This is a genomic window from Paenibacillus glucanolyticus (assembly GCF_037333485.1).
GTDB classification, from domain to species: domain Bacteria; phylum Bacillota; class Bacilli; order Paenibacillales; family Paenibacillaceae; genus Paenibacillus_AQ; species Paenibacillus_AQ glucanolyticus.
On the sequence record NZ_CP147845.1, the window covers coordinates 5150181 to 5165217 of the forward strand.

Annotated in this window: 13 protein-coding genes; 7 read left to right on the forward strand and 6 right to left on the reverse strand. The window is 50.7% G+C overall.

The annotated features are described in order from the left end of the window. Positions 1–178: 178 nt before the first annotated feature. Positions 179–1636 carry a SulP family inorganic anion transporter gene (locus tag WDY75_RS24225; protein ID WP_036641300.1) on the reverse strand — a complete coding sequence of 486 codons (1458 nt, stop codon included), beginning with the start codon at positions 1634–1636 and terminating at the stop codon, positions 179–181. Positions 1637–1969: 333 nt separating this feature from the next. On the opposite strand from WDY75_RS24225, the gene WDY75_RS24230 reads away from it, so the two are divergent. The 4 genes from WDY75_RS24230 (at position 1970) to WDY75_RS24245 (ending at position 4574) form a co-directional block, all read left to right on the forward strand. After that, positions 1970–2668, forward strand: coding sequence for a hypothetical protein (locus tag WDY75_RS24230; RefSeq protein WP_006208684.1), 699 nt, complete (start codon positions 1970–1972; stop codon positions 2666–2668). Between the two features lie 277 nt (positions 2669–2945). Further along, entirely contained in the window at positions 2946–3122 is a 177-nt protein-coding gene (locus tag WDY75_RS24235) for a hypothetical protein (RefSeq protein ID WP_006208682.1), read from the forward strand. A gap of 103 nt (positions 3123–3225) precedes the next feature. Further along, positions 3226–3618, forward strand: coding sequence for a hypothetical protein (locus tag WDY75_RS24240; RefSeq protein ID WP_063478824.1), 393 nt, complete (start codon positions 3226–3228; stop codon positions 3616–3618). A 236-nt stretch (positions 3619–3854) separates the two neighbouring features. Continuing rightward, positions 3855–4574, forward strand: a complete 720-nt coding sequence (locus WDY75_RS24245) for a peptidylprolyl isomerase (RefSeq protein ID WP_063478823.1) — start codon at positions 3855–3857, stop codon at positions 4572–4574. 102 nt (positions 4575–4676) lie between these two features. Here the strand turns inward: WDY75_RS24245 and WDY75_RS24250 are convergent, their stop codons facing one another. Then, positions 4677–6809, reverse strand: coding sequence for a class I SAM-dependent methyltransferase (locus WDY75_RS24250; RefSeq protein ID WP_063478822.1), 2133 nt, complete (start codon positions 6807–6809; stop codon positions 4677–4679). 183 nt (positions 6810–6992) lie between these two features. On the opposite strand from WDY75_RS24250, the gene WDY75_RS24255 reads away from it, so the two are divergent. The 3 genes from WDY75_RS24255 (at position 6993) to WDY75_RS24265 (ending at position 10104) form a co-directional block, all read left to right on the forward strand. Then, on the forward strand, positions 6993–7712 hold the full coding sequence (locus WDY75_RS24255) for a 3-ketoacyl-ACP reductase (protein WP_006208678.1): 720 nt from the start codon (positions 6993–6995) through the stop codon (positions 7710–7712). A 251-nt stretch (positions 7713–7963) separates the two neighbouring features. Next, positions 7964–8887 (forward strand): AEC family transporter, encoded by a 924-nt coding sequence (locus WDY75_RS24260; RefSeq protein WP_036641293.1) that lies wholly within the window; start codon positions 7964–7966, stop codon positions 8885–8887. Positions 8888–8922: 35 nt separating this feature from the next. Continuing rightward, positions 8923–10104 carry a MalY/PatB family protein gene (locus tag WDY75_RS24265; RefSeq protein ID WP_063478821.1) on the forward strand — a complete coding sequence of 394 codons (1182 nt, stop codon included), beginning with the start codon at positions 8923–8925 and terminating at the stop codon, positions 10102–10104. 266 nt (positions 10105–10370) lie between these two features. On the opposite strand, the gene WDY75_RS24270 is transcribed toward WDY75_RS24265, so the two are convergent. The 4 genes from WDY75_RS24270 to WDY75_RS24285 form a co-directional block, all read right to left on the reverse strand. After that, complete coding sequence (locus WDY75_RS24270; protein ID WP_063478820.1) at positions 10371–12290, reverse strand: DUF4855 domain-containing protein; 1920 nt, start codon at positions 12288–12290, stop codon at positions 10371–10373. 179 nt (positions 12291–12469) lie between these two features. Continuing rightward, on the reverse strand, positions 12470–13156 hold the full coding sequence (locus WDY75_RS24275) for an N-acetylmannosamine-6-phosphate 2-epimerase (RefSeq protein WP_040680339.1): 687 nt from the start codon (positions 13154–13156) through the stop codon (positions 12470–12472). A gap of 46 nt (positions 13157–13202) precedes the next feature. After that, the gene (locus tag WDY75_RS24280; protein ID WP_006208673.1) at positions 13203–14036 is read right to left on the reverse strand and encodes a carbohydrate ABC transporter permease; all 834 of its coding nucleotides are present in this window, start codon (positions 14034–14036) and stop codon (positions 13203–13205) included. Further along, positions 14036–14965 (reverse strand): carbohydrate ABC transporter permease, encoded by a 930-nt coding sequence (locus tag WDY75_RS24285; RefSeq protein WP_063478819.1) that lies wholly within the window; start codon positions 14963–14965, stop codon positions 14036–14038. Before WDY75_RS24285 ends, WDY75_RS24280 begins: the two co-directional genes overlap by 1 nt. Positions 14966–15037: the final 72 nt, after the last annotated feature.

Here is a 15037-nt window from a genome sequence, read left to right on the forward strand (position 1 = left end):
ATCATAGTCAATAAAAATGCGTTGCCTTCCTCGCTATGTCTAATTCGACAAACTTCGTGTCCATTTACAATCAATATAACATGAAACGGGTGTTGCGTTCGTAAAATTTTATTACCATATGGCAAAATAAAAAGGGACTGCCCGTAACCTAAAGGTTTAAGAGCAGTCCCTTGCATCATTAGTGCGCAGAGCTCGAGGCAAGACCAACTTTATCAACCATCCGCTGGCTTTCCTCATTAAGACCAACCAGGGTGGTTTCTTTTCCAGCTTCCTTGTATTTGTTCACTACCTTGGAAATGGCGTTCGTAGCTGACTGATCCCAGACATGGGACTTGGAGAAATCAATCACAACACATTCCGGATCCTCATTCACATTAAACAGGTCTACGAAATACATCATCGTTCCAAAAAATAGCTGCCCCCGGATCTCATATACCTTCGTTCCATTCGGCTGCGTGTGCGGAACCGCATGAATACGGGCCATCTTCCAGCCGAAATTCAGTGCGCTTAAAATAATGCCAATCATGACCCCGATTGCCAGGTTATGTGTTGCAACGACAATGATCACTGTTGCCAGCATGACAATGGCATCCCCTAAGGGCACCCGATGAAGCGTGCGGAGAGATCCCCATTCAAACGTACCGATCGAAACCATGAACATCACGCCCACAAGAGCGGCCATAGGAATCTGCTTCACAACATCCCCCAGTACAATGATGAGGAATAGCAGGAACACACCGGATACCAAAGTAGACAATCGGGTGCGCCCTCCCGATTTTACATTAATGACGGTCTGCCCAATCATGGCGCATCCTGCCATACCGCCGAAAAATCCAGTAATCACATTAGAGAGACCTTGACCACGAATTTCACGATTCTTATCACTGCCCGTCTCCGTCATCTCATCCACGAGTGAAGCCGTCAGAAGCGATTCCGTTATCCCGACTACCGCAAGTGCAAGAGAGATAGGCAGTATCGTCAGGATCATATCCAAACTGATGCTTACATTCGGTAAATGAAAGAACGGAAGGGTCTGCGTAATGTTGCCCATGTCTCCCACCGTTTGGACAGGCGCTCCGGACCAAACGGCGATGATCGTCATCACGATAATGGCAACAAGTGCGGATGGAACGGCTTTGGTCACCAGCGGCAGCAGATAAATAATGAGCAGCGTTCCGACCACCATCAAGTACATGGGCCACGATTCCCCTTTGAAATTCGGAAGCTGGGCCAGAAAAATAATGATTGCCAGCGAGTTCACAAATCCGGTAATGACCGGCTGGGGAACAAATGTGATAAAACGTCCGAATTTGAGCGCTCCCATCACCATCTGCAAGAGCCCAGTGAGAATGGTTGCCGCGTATAAATACTCAATCCCGTGTTGAACCACAAGCGGTCCCATCAACGATGCCATGGCCCCTGTCGCCGCAGAAATCATGCCTGGACGCCCGCCAAAAAACGAAATGCTGACAGCAATCACGAAGGAGGCATAGAGCCCCACCATAGGATCCACGCCCGCCATGATCGAGAACGCAATCGCTTCGGGTATGAGCGCAAATGCTACCGTCAATCCGGATAAAATATCTTTGCGCGAGTTGCCAAAGAAGCCTTGTTTAATCCATTGAAACAAAGTCATAATCACTTCCATTCTATTGTAATGGTTGACAATCCACTCTCAGAATTGTCGGGGCCGTTAATCACTTTTTTGATTATAGCGGGATCAATTATAAAATTCATTATGCAATTAAGCGCATATACCCCATAAAATCCTTTATTTCCTCCTGCTTAGCTACTCTTTCGTCCATTTTCCTATTCTGAGGATTTTCATAATACGCGGAATGACAGGGCATGCTAACACTTACTTGGTCCACCATAACCTGGACGTTTCGGGATTCATTCTTGTTTCAGCGGGTAAAGTCGAAGTATAGAAAAATTATTTCATATGGATTGAAGGAAGGAGCTGTGCAACATGCGAGATGAAAACAATCGTAATACGCTAGCGGATTTGACATATTTGGAATTTGAGGCCAGTCGAAGAGTAGAGGATGCGGACATGATTCCGAAGGATGATCTGAGGGATGTGAACACCTACACGGAGCAAAGTCTTAGCAGTGAGCATGCGGATCATATCGCATACGATCTGAATGAAGCAGCTCCTGCGGACGCGAAACCCGAGGAACGTTTGAATCCCGATCGCAGCGCCATCGATGCGTGGGAGGCTACCGGTGCTGAGCCCGATCAGCGGACGATTGCCGGCGAGAGGATCTCTTCGTCTGCGGGAATCAAAGAAACGGACCGACTGCAGGCGGATCGATCAGTCCACGAAACCGTCAACCGGGATGTCGCGGATGATGTGGCTGATCGGGAATGGCGGGCCATTGAGGCAGAGCCCCCTACTCGTCCCGGTGATGAAGTCATCGCGGAGTACGCTGGGGACAGGGAGCAGCGGGTTGCGGCCGACGCTGCATTAACCGGCAGCGGGACTGCATTTCTTAATCAGGATATATTTAAGGATTACCCCTCTGAAACGGATCAATATATGCCGCTCGAAGATATACCGGATGCGGACGCCATCTCGGCCAATAGCCCGGTGGACCCTGCAGCACCGCCAGATGAAGGCATGCACGGAATTGATCTTCTGAACGGCAGTCATGGCGAGGAGGATTAAGTAATAGCAGAAGACCCGCCTCTCCTATATGAGAAGGCGGGTCTTCTGCTATCCATCTATTTTCCGAATATGATATCCAGCCAGCCGAGAAAGGACATCCACAGCAAAATGCCGATCAGCGTGCCCCATATGAGTGCTGTTAATATATTTCCCTTTCTTTCCATGCCTATGCCTCCCATACATCCATCTTTATAGTAAACCAGTATGGGTCAAACTATCAGTTCTTATACCAGCCGCTACCTTTTTCAAAGACTTGATTTAATAGGAGGAACAGCCGATGAAGAAGCAACCTGACGAGAACAAACGTTTAGTGACCGAACGCGACATTGATGAGGAATTTGGTCTGTTTAAGGAAGATTCATACCCGGACAGCATTCCCATTCCTGACAGCATCAAACACGAGAAACCCGATGGCAGTGAAACCAGTAACCGCGGAAACGACTCCTCATCCTAAAACTTTATGATCAACATGATGGAAACGTGAATCTCTTCTTTCACCCCTGCCATACCTTCCAACATACACTACACCATACGACCCTGGAAGGATGATGATTAAGATGAAAGGATTGCCGATCCATCATGGAGGACATAAAATCACGCTGCAGCAGCGACTGGCTTCCTTAACCGGACATCTGGTAGAGATCAACGCTCCCCATACCGGGTTAGAGCCCGGGCGATTGCAGCGGGTATTCCCGAAAAATTTTGTTAAGGTACAAGGTGAGCTCTTCGTGCCCTCCAGTCTCAATTCGATCCGGGTATTTGACGTCAAACCGCCAATGAGAACGGTACTTGTGGGGGTACGGACCACCTTCCCTACCCGCGGCGCCTTTAATCGGATCCGGCTTGTCAGAATCGGAGCCGATTTTATTGAGCTGCTCGCCAAGGACAAAAACCGTTCGCGAATTCTGCTTCCCTTAAACAAAGTGGAGGGCATATTCCCGGCAAAATAAGCGCTTATCCCTTCCAGCTTCTCTTGCGAGAGCCTCCGGACTGATGCCAAGTCCCGAGGCTCTTATTTTAAGTTGCAGAAAACAAAGGGTCTGTGTTCCGTGAAGATTTGCCGATAAATGCTTCTCTAATGTATACTCTATGTTTTCGATTTTCAGTACTTGTCCAACCTGTGTTAAGATATGATTCAGATGAAATATTTAAGGCTTGATTAGGAATAGCACAGGAGGAGTCAAAGATGTTGAAACGTAGAACACGCTGGATGCCCGCTCTATTTGTAGTACTTGCATTACTGCTCGTAATGACGGCATGCGGCCAGAATGACAAGGGTACCGAAGGTGGCGCTGCGGGCGGCACCGGCACCTCGAACGGGGCAGCTCCCGAAACGGAGCCGCCGAAGGAGACGGAAGTTAAGCAGAACGTTCCTGACCCGAACGCCAGTCATCCCATCGTCACAATTGAGATGGAGAACGGCAAAACGATAAAGCTGGAGCTTTATCCTGAAGTTGCACCGAATACGGTAAACAATTTCATCTCGCTGGTGGAACAAGGCTTCTATGACGGGACAGGCTTCCACCGCGTCATCCCCGGCTTTATGATTCAGGGGGGCGACCCGGATGGAAATGGAACAGGCGGACCCGATTACGAGATTGCCGGAGAATTCACATCCAACGGATTTCAGAATGACCTGAAGCATACAACAGGCGTCCTGTCCATGGCACGAGCACAGGATCCAAACTCCGCCGGCTCGCAATTCTTCATCATGGTGGCGGATGCGCCATCCCTGGATGCGGAGTACGCTTCCTTCGGAAAGGTTATTGAAGGAATGGAGGTTGCAGAGGAAATCGTGGGCTTGGAGCGGGATCAGATGGACAAACCGCTGGAGGTTCCCGTCATGAAAAAAGTGACGGTAGATACACTCGGCAAGGACTATCCGGAACCTAAGAAGCAGGAATAGAGATCTCCCTTCCAGTCCTGCCATAAACAAACGGAATAGGACCCGACGCATTCATTATGCGTACGGGTCCTGTTTTTTTAGGTCGCCACCCGTAATCAGCTGTTACGAATGGGCTGGTTTCTCTATGACATACAGGCAGGTGCTGTCGGGCAGCTTCACCGGCTGACCTTCCTCGTCCATGAACACAATACGATCGGCCAATGCTTCCGCATACCCTTCCTGCAGATAATGCTGCTGGACCCGGATAATCGCTTCTTCTCCTAATGTCTTACGTATACATTCTTCGTACTGTGAAGGCGTGAAATAGCCAAACTGCTCCTGCACCTCATGAACATAAGCTTCGGCTCCCCAAGTATAGGTGTACAAAAATTCCATCGCATCGTTCACAGGCAAACGCACTTCATCCTGAGCCAGCTGCTCGTAAACAATCTCTCGTCCCTTGAAGTCGGACGCATACCGAAGCAGCCATTCCAGACCATCCGCTTCCCGGAAACGGATCCTTTTCATCGTATCCACCGGCTCGGTCATAATCCCGTCCCGGATAATGATGCGGCCGCCAGGTCTAAGCACCTCGTAGGCACTGAATAATGCCGCCTCTACCGTAGCCCTATTGAAACGGAAGCCGTCCATCTCAATGTAGGAGTACAGCTCATGAATGATCGAGGAGAAGATTACAGTGTCGACACTGCCCGGCTCCACATATTCCCTAAGACGAAGCGCATCTCCCTTCAGTACCTCCCATGGCTTATGCTCCAGACGTTTGCGTTTCTCCAAAGCTTCAATCACATTCGAGGATATGTCGATCCCGACCGGACGCACATGCGGCAGCTGTTCCTCCATCAGATCCAGCAGCACGCCGCCGCCAGGACCAATATCAAGCACAACCTCTCCCGTGATATAATCCAGAATCACTTTCTTGTAATCGCCTGTACTGTTCATATCGTTCAAGTAACTCTCTTCATTATGAAACCGGTCATACGCATCCCGGCGCAACCCGAACAGGTCGAACAGCAGCAGCACCGCCTTCTCATAGAGTGGAGACTTCTCCGCTTCGATGCAGAACTCGATTAATTTCTCGGCCGCACGAGAGAATTCAAAGGTAAAGAATACCGTGTCCGGCAGCTCCGGCTTCCGTTCAATCCGGTGACTCAGATGAGGATTGACGGTAGCTGGCCCATGAAGGCAAGTATTCCAATCCATTTGGCGCAAATATTGCTCAATCATTCTTTTCTTGTATACGTTCAGCTTCTTAACGCCTTTATAATCGTAATACATATCGTTCATCAACGGTTCGAAGCTTAAGTGGCTCACAGAACCCGGATTCACCTCCTCCTGCTGCCTCTCCAATCCCTGGTCTTCCCTGTACAACTTCTTCGGGTGAAGGGCAAGCAGAAGAACCTTCATAAACTCTTCCAGTGAGTAATCCTGCAATGCGGCTTCGACATACCAGAGCGTCATATTCTGAAATCCGTGAAGCGCATGCGTCAAATCCGTCTGCTGACGGATCTGACTCAGCTGCCGGTCGAAGTCCTCGCCCCGGGCAATGGAGGCGGTTCGAAGACGGCGCAGGCGGTCCTCATACGTCCACCTATTCGGCTGCGTCCCAGTTGCGAGACGGCGAATGAGCGCCGTGACTTCTTCCTGAACGGAATGCCAAAGCTCTTCCGATACGGCACCGACGATGCAGTGGTTTAGAGGGATCAGCAGCCGGATCAGCTCATCCGCTGTCAGTTGTCCCTGTTCCACCAACTGAAGCAGGGGCAGGTTTTCCTCAAAAGGCACCTCTCCCCGAATGTGTTGACCCACCAGTCCATGGGTAAGAATGAGTGTGTGGACCATCTCTTCATGCGGGGTCATGACGCCTCCGGTATCCCGGATATGTCTCTCATACAGCTGGGCAGACCCGATATTATGCAGGAACAAATTGACCCCTGACTGCTGCCAGCGAAGGCGATCCCGCATGGTTCCGCCCTTGGCGGTTTCAGCCCACATCAGCACTTCCTCCAGCAGTTCCTTGATCCAATAGGACACAGGCAGTGAATCCAGTATCTTTAACGTGCGTTCTACGTAATCCAGCACAGGGTTTGCCGCTGCCAATTGTCCGATGGATGTAATTCGTTCCAGGTTCACGATTCTTTCTTCAGCCGATACCAGCTTCATCAGCCACGAATGAGGCTTTGCAGCCGTCTCATCCCCCTGACGAATAGCGGTAATGGCATCCAGTGCGTGCAGCATAGTTGATCCTCCACTTCCTGTATTCCTGTAATCAAATGAACGGTTATATATTTCATGCTTTCATGCTGCTACGATTATAACAAATTCCCAGTCGATGGATCGCCACATTTGGTAGTTGGTATAGGATCAGGGTATACTGGTCAACGAAACCATATTTTTTATTTATGTGAAGGAGTGAAGGTCATGAGCCTAAAAAATAAAACAGCCCTGATAACGGGTGCAGGTAAAGGGATCGGCCGCGCCCTAGCCATCGCTCTTGCCAAGGAAGGCGTGCATGTTGGGCTCGTTGCCCGCACTGCCTCGGACCTGGAGCCGCTTAGCGCCCTGATTGTAGAACAATATGGCGTCAGAGCGGTAGCTGCTGTTGCCGATGTTTCTGTGCAAAGTGAGGCAGAGGCAGCTTTTGCCGCGGTGAACATGGAGCTGGGCTCGGTGGACATTCTGATTAACAATGCGGGGATTGCCCAGTTTGGGAATCTGCTGGATATGGAGCCGGAAGCATGGAAACGCATCGTTGATGTCAATCTGATGGGCACTTATTATATGCTGCGCGCAGCGCTGCCTGGCATGATTGAGCACAACAAGGGAGATATCGTCAACATCTCCTCCACGGCCGGAGAGCGTGGTTTTGCCACAGGCTCTGCTTACAACGCTTCTAAATTTGCCGTTATGGGACTGACTGAAGCCGTACTGCAGGAGGTACGCAAACATAACATCCGTGTAACCGCCCTGACCCCAAGCACCGTCAACACGGATCTTGCCGTTAACGCCGGTCTTAAGATTGGGGACGAGGACCGGATGATGCAGCCGGAAGATGTGGCCGAGCTTGTGCTGGCGGCACTCAAGCTGCCGCAGCGGGTATTTGTCAAATCCGCCGGGATTTGGACAACAAACCCGCAATAAAGACGCGCTGAGGCTGGCGTTATATTGCTATATTGATTCAAGGGTGTTTCCTGGCCACTGGCCACGGGAGCACCCTTTTTGCGTAATGCGAACATAACTAGCGATGGTCATAGGTTGGTGGAATCCCGATTCTGTTTTCCATACGGAATCAAGTGTCAACACTGCAAGGTCATGATATAATGACATGGTCTAACACGAACAGCCGGATATTCACCTTAAGGTAACACTCATGGAAAGAAGATGACTACAGCATGATCGCCGACATTTTACTCGAAGTGGTTCTCCCCATCTTTGTCCTGATAGGCTTTGGCATCATTATGCAATATGCCTTTAAGCTCGATTTGTACACACTCGCGAAGATCAACTTTTATTACATTACGCCTGCAGCCGTATTTATGAGTATGTATGAATCCAAGATGTCGCCGCAGCTGCTGGGCATGGTGGCCTTGTTCTATGCGCTCTATATCGGTGTCCTCTACCTGATCAGCACGCTGGTTGCCAAACAGCGCAGGTTCAATCGGGGTATGAAGGCTGCGTTTACCAATAGCCTGCTGCTGGACAACTCGGGCAATTACGGCCTTCCGATCAATGATCTGGCCTTCAAGGGCGATCCGATGGCCGGCTCGGTTCAAGCGCTCATCATGTCCTTTCAGAGCCTCCTTACGTTCACGTACGGAGTTATTTCCATTCAAGGCGCCAAGACGGAAGGGTTATACAAACAAGCCATTATCGGCTTCTTGAAAATGCCCGTACCCTATGCCCTTGTCATCGGAATTCTGCTGCATGCCCTGGCTCTGCCGCTCCCGGTCTTTATATCACAGCCGCTTACGTATGCGGACCAATCCATGGTGGCAATCGCTCTGCTGACGCTGGGCGCACAGATTATCAAATATCCGCTTCGCCTGCGCCGCCTTGATGTATATCTGAGCGTTCTGCTGCGTCTTCTGGTTGCGCCTGCGATCGGCATTCTGATTGTACTGCTCCTCGGGCTCAAAGGCATCCCGGCTCAAGCGCTCATTATCGCCTCCGGCATGCCGGTCGGGGTAAATTCATCCATTCTGGCGGAAGAATATCAAAATGAACCTGATTTTGCTGCACAAACCGTCCTGATATCGACCATACTAAACGTAATTACGATTACCGGCTTAATCACATTAGCCAAATTTATAGCTTAACCGCTAATTCAGCTCTGACTAGGAGGAAATTACATATGAACTTTGATCTTGCTATTGACCGTAACCGAACCGCCTGTGAGAAATGGGATAACGTTCCCACCGTCTTCGGCGCGCCCGATGTGCTCCCGATGTGGGTGGCGGACATGGATTTTTCAGCACCGCCGGCTGTCATTGAGGCACTCCATAAACGGGTGGAACACGGTGTGTTCGGATACACCTTCCCGACCGAGTCGTACCGGGGGGCCATTGCTGATTGGATGAAGAACCGCCACAGCTGGACGATCCAGCAGGAATGGATTCAATTCTGTCCGGGTGTGGTTCCGGCACTCAGCCTCATCGTGGATGCATTCACCGAGCCAGGTGACCAAGTCGTCATCCAGACACCGGTTTATCCGCCGTTCTACCGGGTCGTACAGGAGCATGGGCGTGAGCTTATACATAATCCGCTTCGCCTGAGCGAAGATGGGGATTACTCGATGGATTTTGAGGATCTGGAGAACAGCTTCTCTACCGGCAATGTCAAAATGATCATTCTGTGCAGTCCGCACAACCCGGTGGGCCGGGTGTGGAGCAAAGAGGAATTGGAGCGTCTGGCCTCCCTGTGCCAGCAATATGATGTACTCGTTGTATCCGATGAGATCCATGCGGACCTTGTATTCGAGCAAGGCGGCCATACACCATTCGCAGCTCTATCGGAGGATGCCGAGGGGCGTTCCATCATCTGCACCGCACCGAGCAAGACGTTTAATATCGCTGGCCTGAATACGGCGAACATGATCATTCCGAATGCCCAGCTGCGCAGCAAGTTCCGTAAAATACTGAACCGATACTCCATCGGCTCTATCACACCAATGGGTGCTGCTGCCACCGAGGCCGCTTATCGTGAGGGCGAACCATGGCTGGATGAGCTCCTGGTATACATTCGCGGGAACATGGAGCTTGTTCGGAATTACGCACAAGAGCACCTGCCTGAGCTGAAGGTATTTATGCCGGAAGCTACTTACCTGCTATGGATCGATTTCCGGCAGATGGGCTTGTCCCACGAAGAGCTGACCCGCTTCCTGGTTCACGAGGCCAAGCTTGGATTAAACAGCGGCGCTTCCTTCGGCAAGGATGGCGAGGGCTTTATGCGCATGAACTTGGCTTGTACGCGCGCCACCGTTCAAGAGGCACTGTCTCGCCTGCATCAAGCCATCGAGGTTTGGCGGAAAGCGTAAAATCAATTAGCGATCTAACGATAAACAGGGGCCGTCCCAGTCACTTGACCTGAGGGCGACCCCTTTGTCTGTTATAAGGACGCTGCGAGACGAAGATTCTTCCGATCGCTGTTGACGGCGAATATCCTGATTTATCTTAAAGGAGCCCACGGCCATTAACCCTGAATACCTTGGGCTCCCTTCACATCATTCCCGGCTAAAAGCGGAAATTTCTGCCGCTTCCCCATGCATGCTCGCTTGGCATCAAACATATTTTCCGTCAAAGGCTACTGCAAATGCTTTGCCAAATACTCGCCGTTTGCCTTTAGCAAGGGATAGGCTCTGGCCGATACCGCCCCACTCTGCTTATGGCTATCCAGCAATTTCATAAAGCCGTCCAAATGGTGGGCTGCCTGCTTCTTGTTCCCTTTCTCTTCGAAGCGGATGACCGAATCCAACTTTGCAACCAGCGAACGGGCAGCCCCTTGGTTCGCAAATTCACCTGCCTGCTCCAGTTGATCCACCAGCCCTTTCAGGTGCAGAGAACCGGTATTTTCCAGCTGGTACGTCCCTTTAACAAACTGATACAGCCAGTCATACATCATTCGGATATCCGGATCCTGGCTTGTCGCCGCATCTCTCAACACCGGACCGGAGCCCATGTAATACGCTTTGAACGCATCCTTCATATACCCGTACTTTACGCCTCCGTCCAGATATTCCTTATACCGGTTACGGAATACTTGATCGCTCAACATCCGTCCGTCAAATTCGATCTCAACGCCCATTCCGAACCGTTTGGCTGTGTAGGCCGCATCGTCCAGACGCTCATTACCCATGTCTTCGAAGAAATAGTTCGGCTGGAATGCCACCGCATCAAATCCGACCTCATCCCACATATAACTCTTATAAGCCAAGAAATGAGGGATCCAGAAAGACTTCAGTCCTTCGTCATGAATTTGGCCATTCACATATTTCAGCATATCCGGTCCGGAAGCGCTTGTGCTTACCTGTTCGGACAACCAGTATAAACCGACCAGCTCCAGGTTCGAGTATTGGTTAGTGTCCCAACGCTGCAGCACTTCGTCCATCCACCAGCGGATCGCCTTTTGCCTGTTCGCCATGGCCGACTCCTCGCCAATAGCCCCGCCATTAAAGTTTTCGGAGATTCCATCTCCGTCCACGTCACCAAAGTCGGTTTGATACTCACCTGTATCCGGGATCATTACAACGACTTTGGTTTTGTGGTCAGGCTGTCCCAGCTTGACTCCTACCTCCTTGGTGGCTTCATTGAGCTGGTACATCTCACCATCCGCGTCAAACGTTTTGTCAAGGTACCAATTCCAGTCCTTCAGGTTCGCGCCGCCGCCATAGTCACGCCCATCCGGCGATATCAACCCGAGCGTAAGAACCCCGTCAAAGAGCCAATCCACCGGTTCTCCATCCTGGTTCACGTAACTGATCTGGGGAATGATCTCCTCCTTGCTCCAGTCACCTTCCCCATTCGCATACTGTCCATTGTACAAGAGGGACAGATTATGAATGCCCGCAGTTGCCTCTCCCGGCTGCAAATAGTTGAAGTCTTGCGCCGGAAGCTGGACCGCGCCGGAAGCTTTGCCATCCGTACCGGTGATCTCGATTTCATCGATGAAGGTCCAGGCTCTTGTATGCATAGAGAAGGTCACCTTCACATAACGCGCATAAGCGAACTCCACCTCATCAAAACCGGGTACACCATCTGCTTGACTATCCCAAGCGTAAGTTTCATCTACAGGCGGACCATCCACCCATAATGTCTGTGTTGCTTTATTCGTCAAGTTCGCCCAGTGAACATTATCGTCCGAGACGTACATCGATACCGTTAAGGGAAACAGAATCGCTGAACCCGGCCAATCCTGCAAAAAACGCGCGTTAATGCCCGAGATGGATTTGGGTTCGCCCAGATCAAACACGACCTCCCGCGTTTTTTTGCGAAGATGCCCGACCCATGCAGGATCAAGCACGTTGCGAGTTCCGTGTATTCCGTCATTCAGCTTGTTTCCCGGATCGGGATAAGCACTTTCGGGAGCTTCCGACCAAGTGTAGGTTGCATCTCTTGCCAGATTTCGAACTCCCGATTGAGCCTCGTCTGCATACGTTAAGGGAACAATCGAGAACATCATGACCAACATCATGGCTAAGGATATCCGCTGTTTTATAGAACGCATATTGAATTACCCTCCTCATATCAATCTTCCTGATCGCTCACCACTCTTCATCGTGCCGGACTATTTCATTCTCCCTATATCCTTGCCGGCACAGCAGGCTCACTCCGTTACGTCATCTCACCTCCTTACATGCCTTCAAGTATCTTTATCTTTGCTGTGTTACTCCCCCTGCGCTTTCCCTAGTTCAAATCCACTGCAGCTTCAATCGACTTCCGATAACGCTCGGTAATGTCCTGGGGGCGTGTAATCGCACTGCCGACCACAACAAACCTGGCACCGGCATTGAGAGCCTGAATCATCTCATCTGCGCTGGTAAACCTGCCCTCCGCTATAACGGGGAGCCGCGTTTCCTGCACCAGCCGGGCAACCAATCCGATATCCGGTTTATGGGTGTCGAGACTGTACGAGGTGTACCCCGACAACGTCGTGGAAATATAGTGAACGCCTAAATCGGCAGCATATAACCCCTCTTCCAAAGTGGATACATCTGCCATCACATGGATCCCCTGACCCATCAGTTCCTCCACAACCTCTTTCAGTGTTCTTCCATCCGGTCTCGGCCTCCGCGTCCCGTCCATGGCCACGATATCGGCGCCTGCCTCATGGACAGCAAGGGCATCCTCCAGAGTCGGCGTGATGTAAACAGGATAATCTTCGACCTGCCGTTTCAGCAGGCCGATAACCGGAACGTTAACAGCCGCTTTAATCGCGGAAATATCGGCCGTCCCATTGGCCCGAATGCCAATTGCGCCGCCGAGCACGGCTGCTTTCGCCATTTCGGCCATATGCAGAGGCCCAAACAGCGGCTCACCCTCATATGCCTGACAAGACACCACTAATCCTCTATCTGTAATCATTCGCCTCATAATTAGCTCCTACATCTGTTTTAGAATGAAATGTGTGATCGATCGCTTACTTCAGCCCCGTAATGGTAATACCTTCGATAAACTTCTTCTGAACGAAGAAATACAGGATGATGATCGGAATCGTAAACAGCGTAGCGGCTGCCATTAATGGCCCCCATGCCACCCCATTCTCCCGAATAAACTGCTTAAGCCCGATAGACAGTGTCCATGTCTCCTGGTCGTTAAGATAGATCAACGCTCCCTGGAAATCGCCCCATGCGGCCAGAAACGTAAACAGTCCGATTGTCAGAAGGGCCGGCTTGGCAAGGGGCATCACAATTTGGGCATAGATGCGAAACTCCGACGCACCGTCGATTTTGGCAGATTCGGTAAGCTCCATCGGAATGCCGTTAAAAAACTGCCGGATCAAAAACACATTGTATGCCATTCCCGTACCGAACCACGCGGACAGCACCAGGGGCCAGTTGGAATTCAGCAGATTAACTTTGTTGAATACAACATACAGCGGTATCATGGTTACCTGCATGGGAAGCATCAGCGTGCTGAGCATCAGGATAAACAGCAGGTTTCGGCCTTTAAATTGAATTCGCGAAAAGCCGTACGCCACCAGCGGTGACAACAGGACCACGCCGGCAACACTCATCAAGGCAATCACGACGGTGTTCCAGGTGTATTTAATGAACGGGATCATGCTGACCGCATTCACGTAGTTATCCCATATCCATTCCTTGGGGATCCATTGTATCGGAATGACAAAGATTTCATCCTCCGTCTTGAAGGTCGTCAGCAGCAGCCACGCAAAGGGTGCCAGAAACAGCAGACCAACGATGATCAATAGCAAATGCGGGAGGATCTTTCTGCCGATGGATGCCGTGTTCATTATTTTTCACCTCCATAGAAAACCCACCTGCTGGATGTCTTGAAGATTAACAGGGTCAGCAGCAGGACAATCACAAACAATATCCATGCCATGGCTGAAGCGTACCCCATCTTCAGGAACATAAAGGCATTTTGGAACAAATAAATCGCATAGAACAAAATCGAGTTCCCCGGTCCGCCAATGGCCTGGTTGCTTGATTCCGCAAACACATAGCCTTGGGAGAAATATTGGAAGGAGCCGATGAGCCCCATAATGAGCTGAAAGAAGGTCATGGGCGAGATGGCGGGCAATGTGATATGCCAGAACTTGTGCCATTTGTTCGCTCCATCAATGGAAGCGGCCTCATAATACATCCTGGGCACTTCCTGCAGTGCCGCCAAATACATGATCGTAATGGTTCCGGTCCCCCAAAAACCCATCAAAATCAGCGAAGGCTTGGTCCAGTTCTCGTCCATCAGCCAGTTCGGCTCCGGCAGGCCGATCGCACCCAGCATCTGATTGACCAGACCGTACTGCGCGTTCAGCAGCCAAATCCACAGCAATGACCCCGCTACAGCCGGGACAAGTGTGGGCAGGAAATAAATCGTCCGATACAGGGACAGTCCTTTTACGCTTTGATTCAACAGCAGAGCAATGCCCAGTGCGTACGCAAGCTGCGGAAAGAATCCGAACAAAGCCATGAATGCGGTATTGTACAGAGATGAGAGCATCTTGCCGTCTTGGGCCATATCCGCATAATTATCCAGTCCGACCCACTGAGGCGAGGTAAACAGGTTGTACTCCGTGAAGCTGTAATACAATGACGTGATGATCGGATAGAGCTGGAAGAGCAGGAAGCCGAATATCCAGGGACTTAAAAATAAAAGTCCGATGAACAGCCGTTTCCTTTCCCTGCTTCTCATACCGCTCCGGGGTTCCAAACGTTCCATGTGACATTCACCTCCAAGTGAAAAAACAACAGCATGCAAAAGGAGCGGCTTGCTTGCTAAACCATCGTGCTC

What these genes read in the sequence shown, in the direction of transcription:
- WDY75_RS24250 (WP_063478822.1), bottom strand. Translation starts at nt 6,809, where the DNA reads ATGCTGCACGCACTGGATGCCATTACCGCTATTCGTCAGGGGGATGAG.
- WDY75_RS24255 (WP_006208678.1), top strand. Translation starts at nt 6,993, where the DNA reads ATGAGCCTAAAAAATAAAACAGCCCTGATAACGGGTGCAGGTAAAGGG.
- WDY75_RS24275 (WP_040680339.1), bottom strand. Translation starts at nt 13,156, where the DNA reads ATGAGGCGAATGATTACAGATAGAGGATTAGTGGTGTCTTGTCAGGCA.
- WDY75_RS24280 (WP_006208673.1), bottom strand. Translation starts at nt 14,036, where the DNA reads ATGAACACGGCATCCATCGGCAGAAAGATCCTCCCGCATTTGCTATTG.
- WDY75_RS24225 (WP_036641300.1), bottom strand. Translation starts at nt 1,636, where the DNA reads ATGACTTTGTTTCAATGGATTAAACAAGGCTTCTTTGGCAACTCGCGC.
- WDY75_RS24240 (WP_063478824.1), top strand. Translation starts at nt 3,226, where the DNA reads ATGAAAGGATTGCCGATCCATCATGGAGGACATAAAATCACGCTGCAG.
- WDY75_RS24260 (WP_036641293.1), top strand. Translation starts at nt 7,964, where the DNA reads ATGATCGCCGACATTTTACTCGAAGTGGTTCTCCCCATCTTTGTCCTG.
- WDY75_RS24285 (WP_063478819.1), bottom strand. Translation starts at nt 14,965, where the DNA reads ATGGAACGTTTGGAACCCCGGAGCGGTATGAGAAGCAGGGAAAGGAAA.
- WDY75_RS24245 (WP_063478823.1), top strand. Translation starts at nt 3,855, where the DNA reads ATGTTGAAACGTAGAACACGCTGGATGCCCGCTCTATTTGTAGTACTT.
- WDY75_RS24265 (WP_063478821.1), top strand. Translation starts at nt 8,923, where the DNA reads ATGAACTTTGATCTTGCTATTGACCGTAACCGAACCGCCTGTGAGAAA.
- WDY75_RS24235 (WP_006208682.1), top strand. Translation starts at nt 2,946, where the DNA reads ATGAAGAAGCAACCTGACGAGAACAAACGTTTAGTGACCGAACGCGAC.
- WDY75_RS24270 (WP_063478820.1), bottom strand. Translation starts at nt 12,290, where the DNA reads ATGCGTTCTATAAAACAGCGGATATCCTTAGCCATGATGTTGGTCATG.
- WDY75_RS24230 (WP_006208684.1), top strand. Translation starts at nt 1,970, where the DNA reads ATGCGAGATGAAAACAATCGTAATACGCTAGCGGATTTGACATATTTG.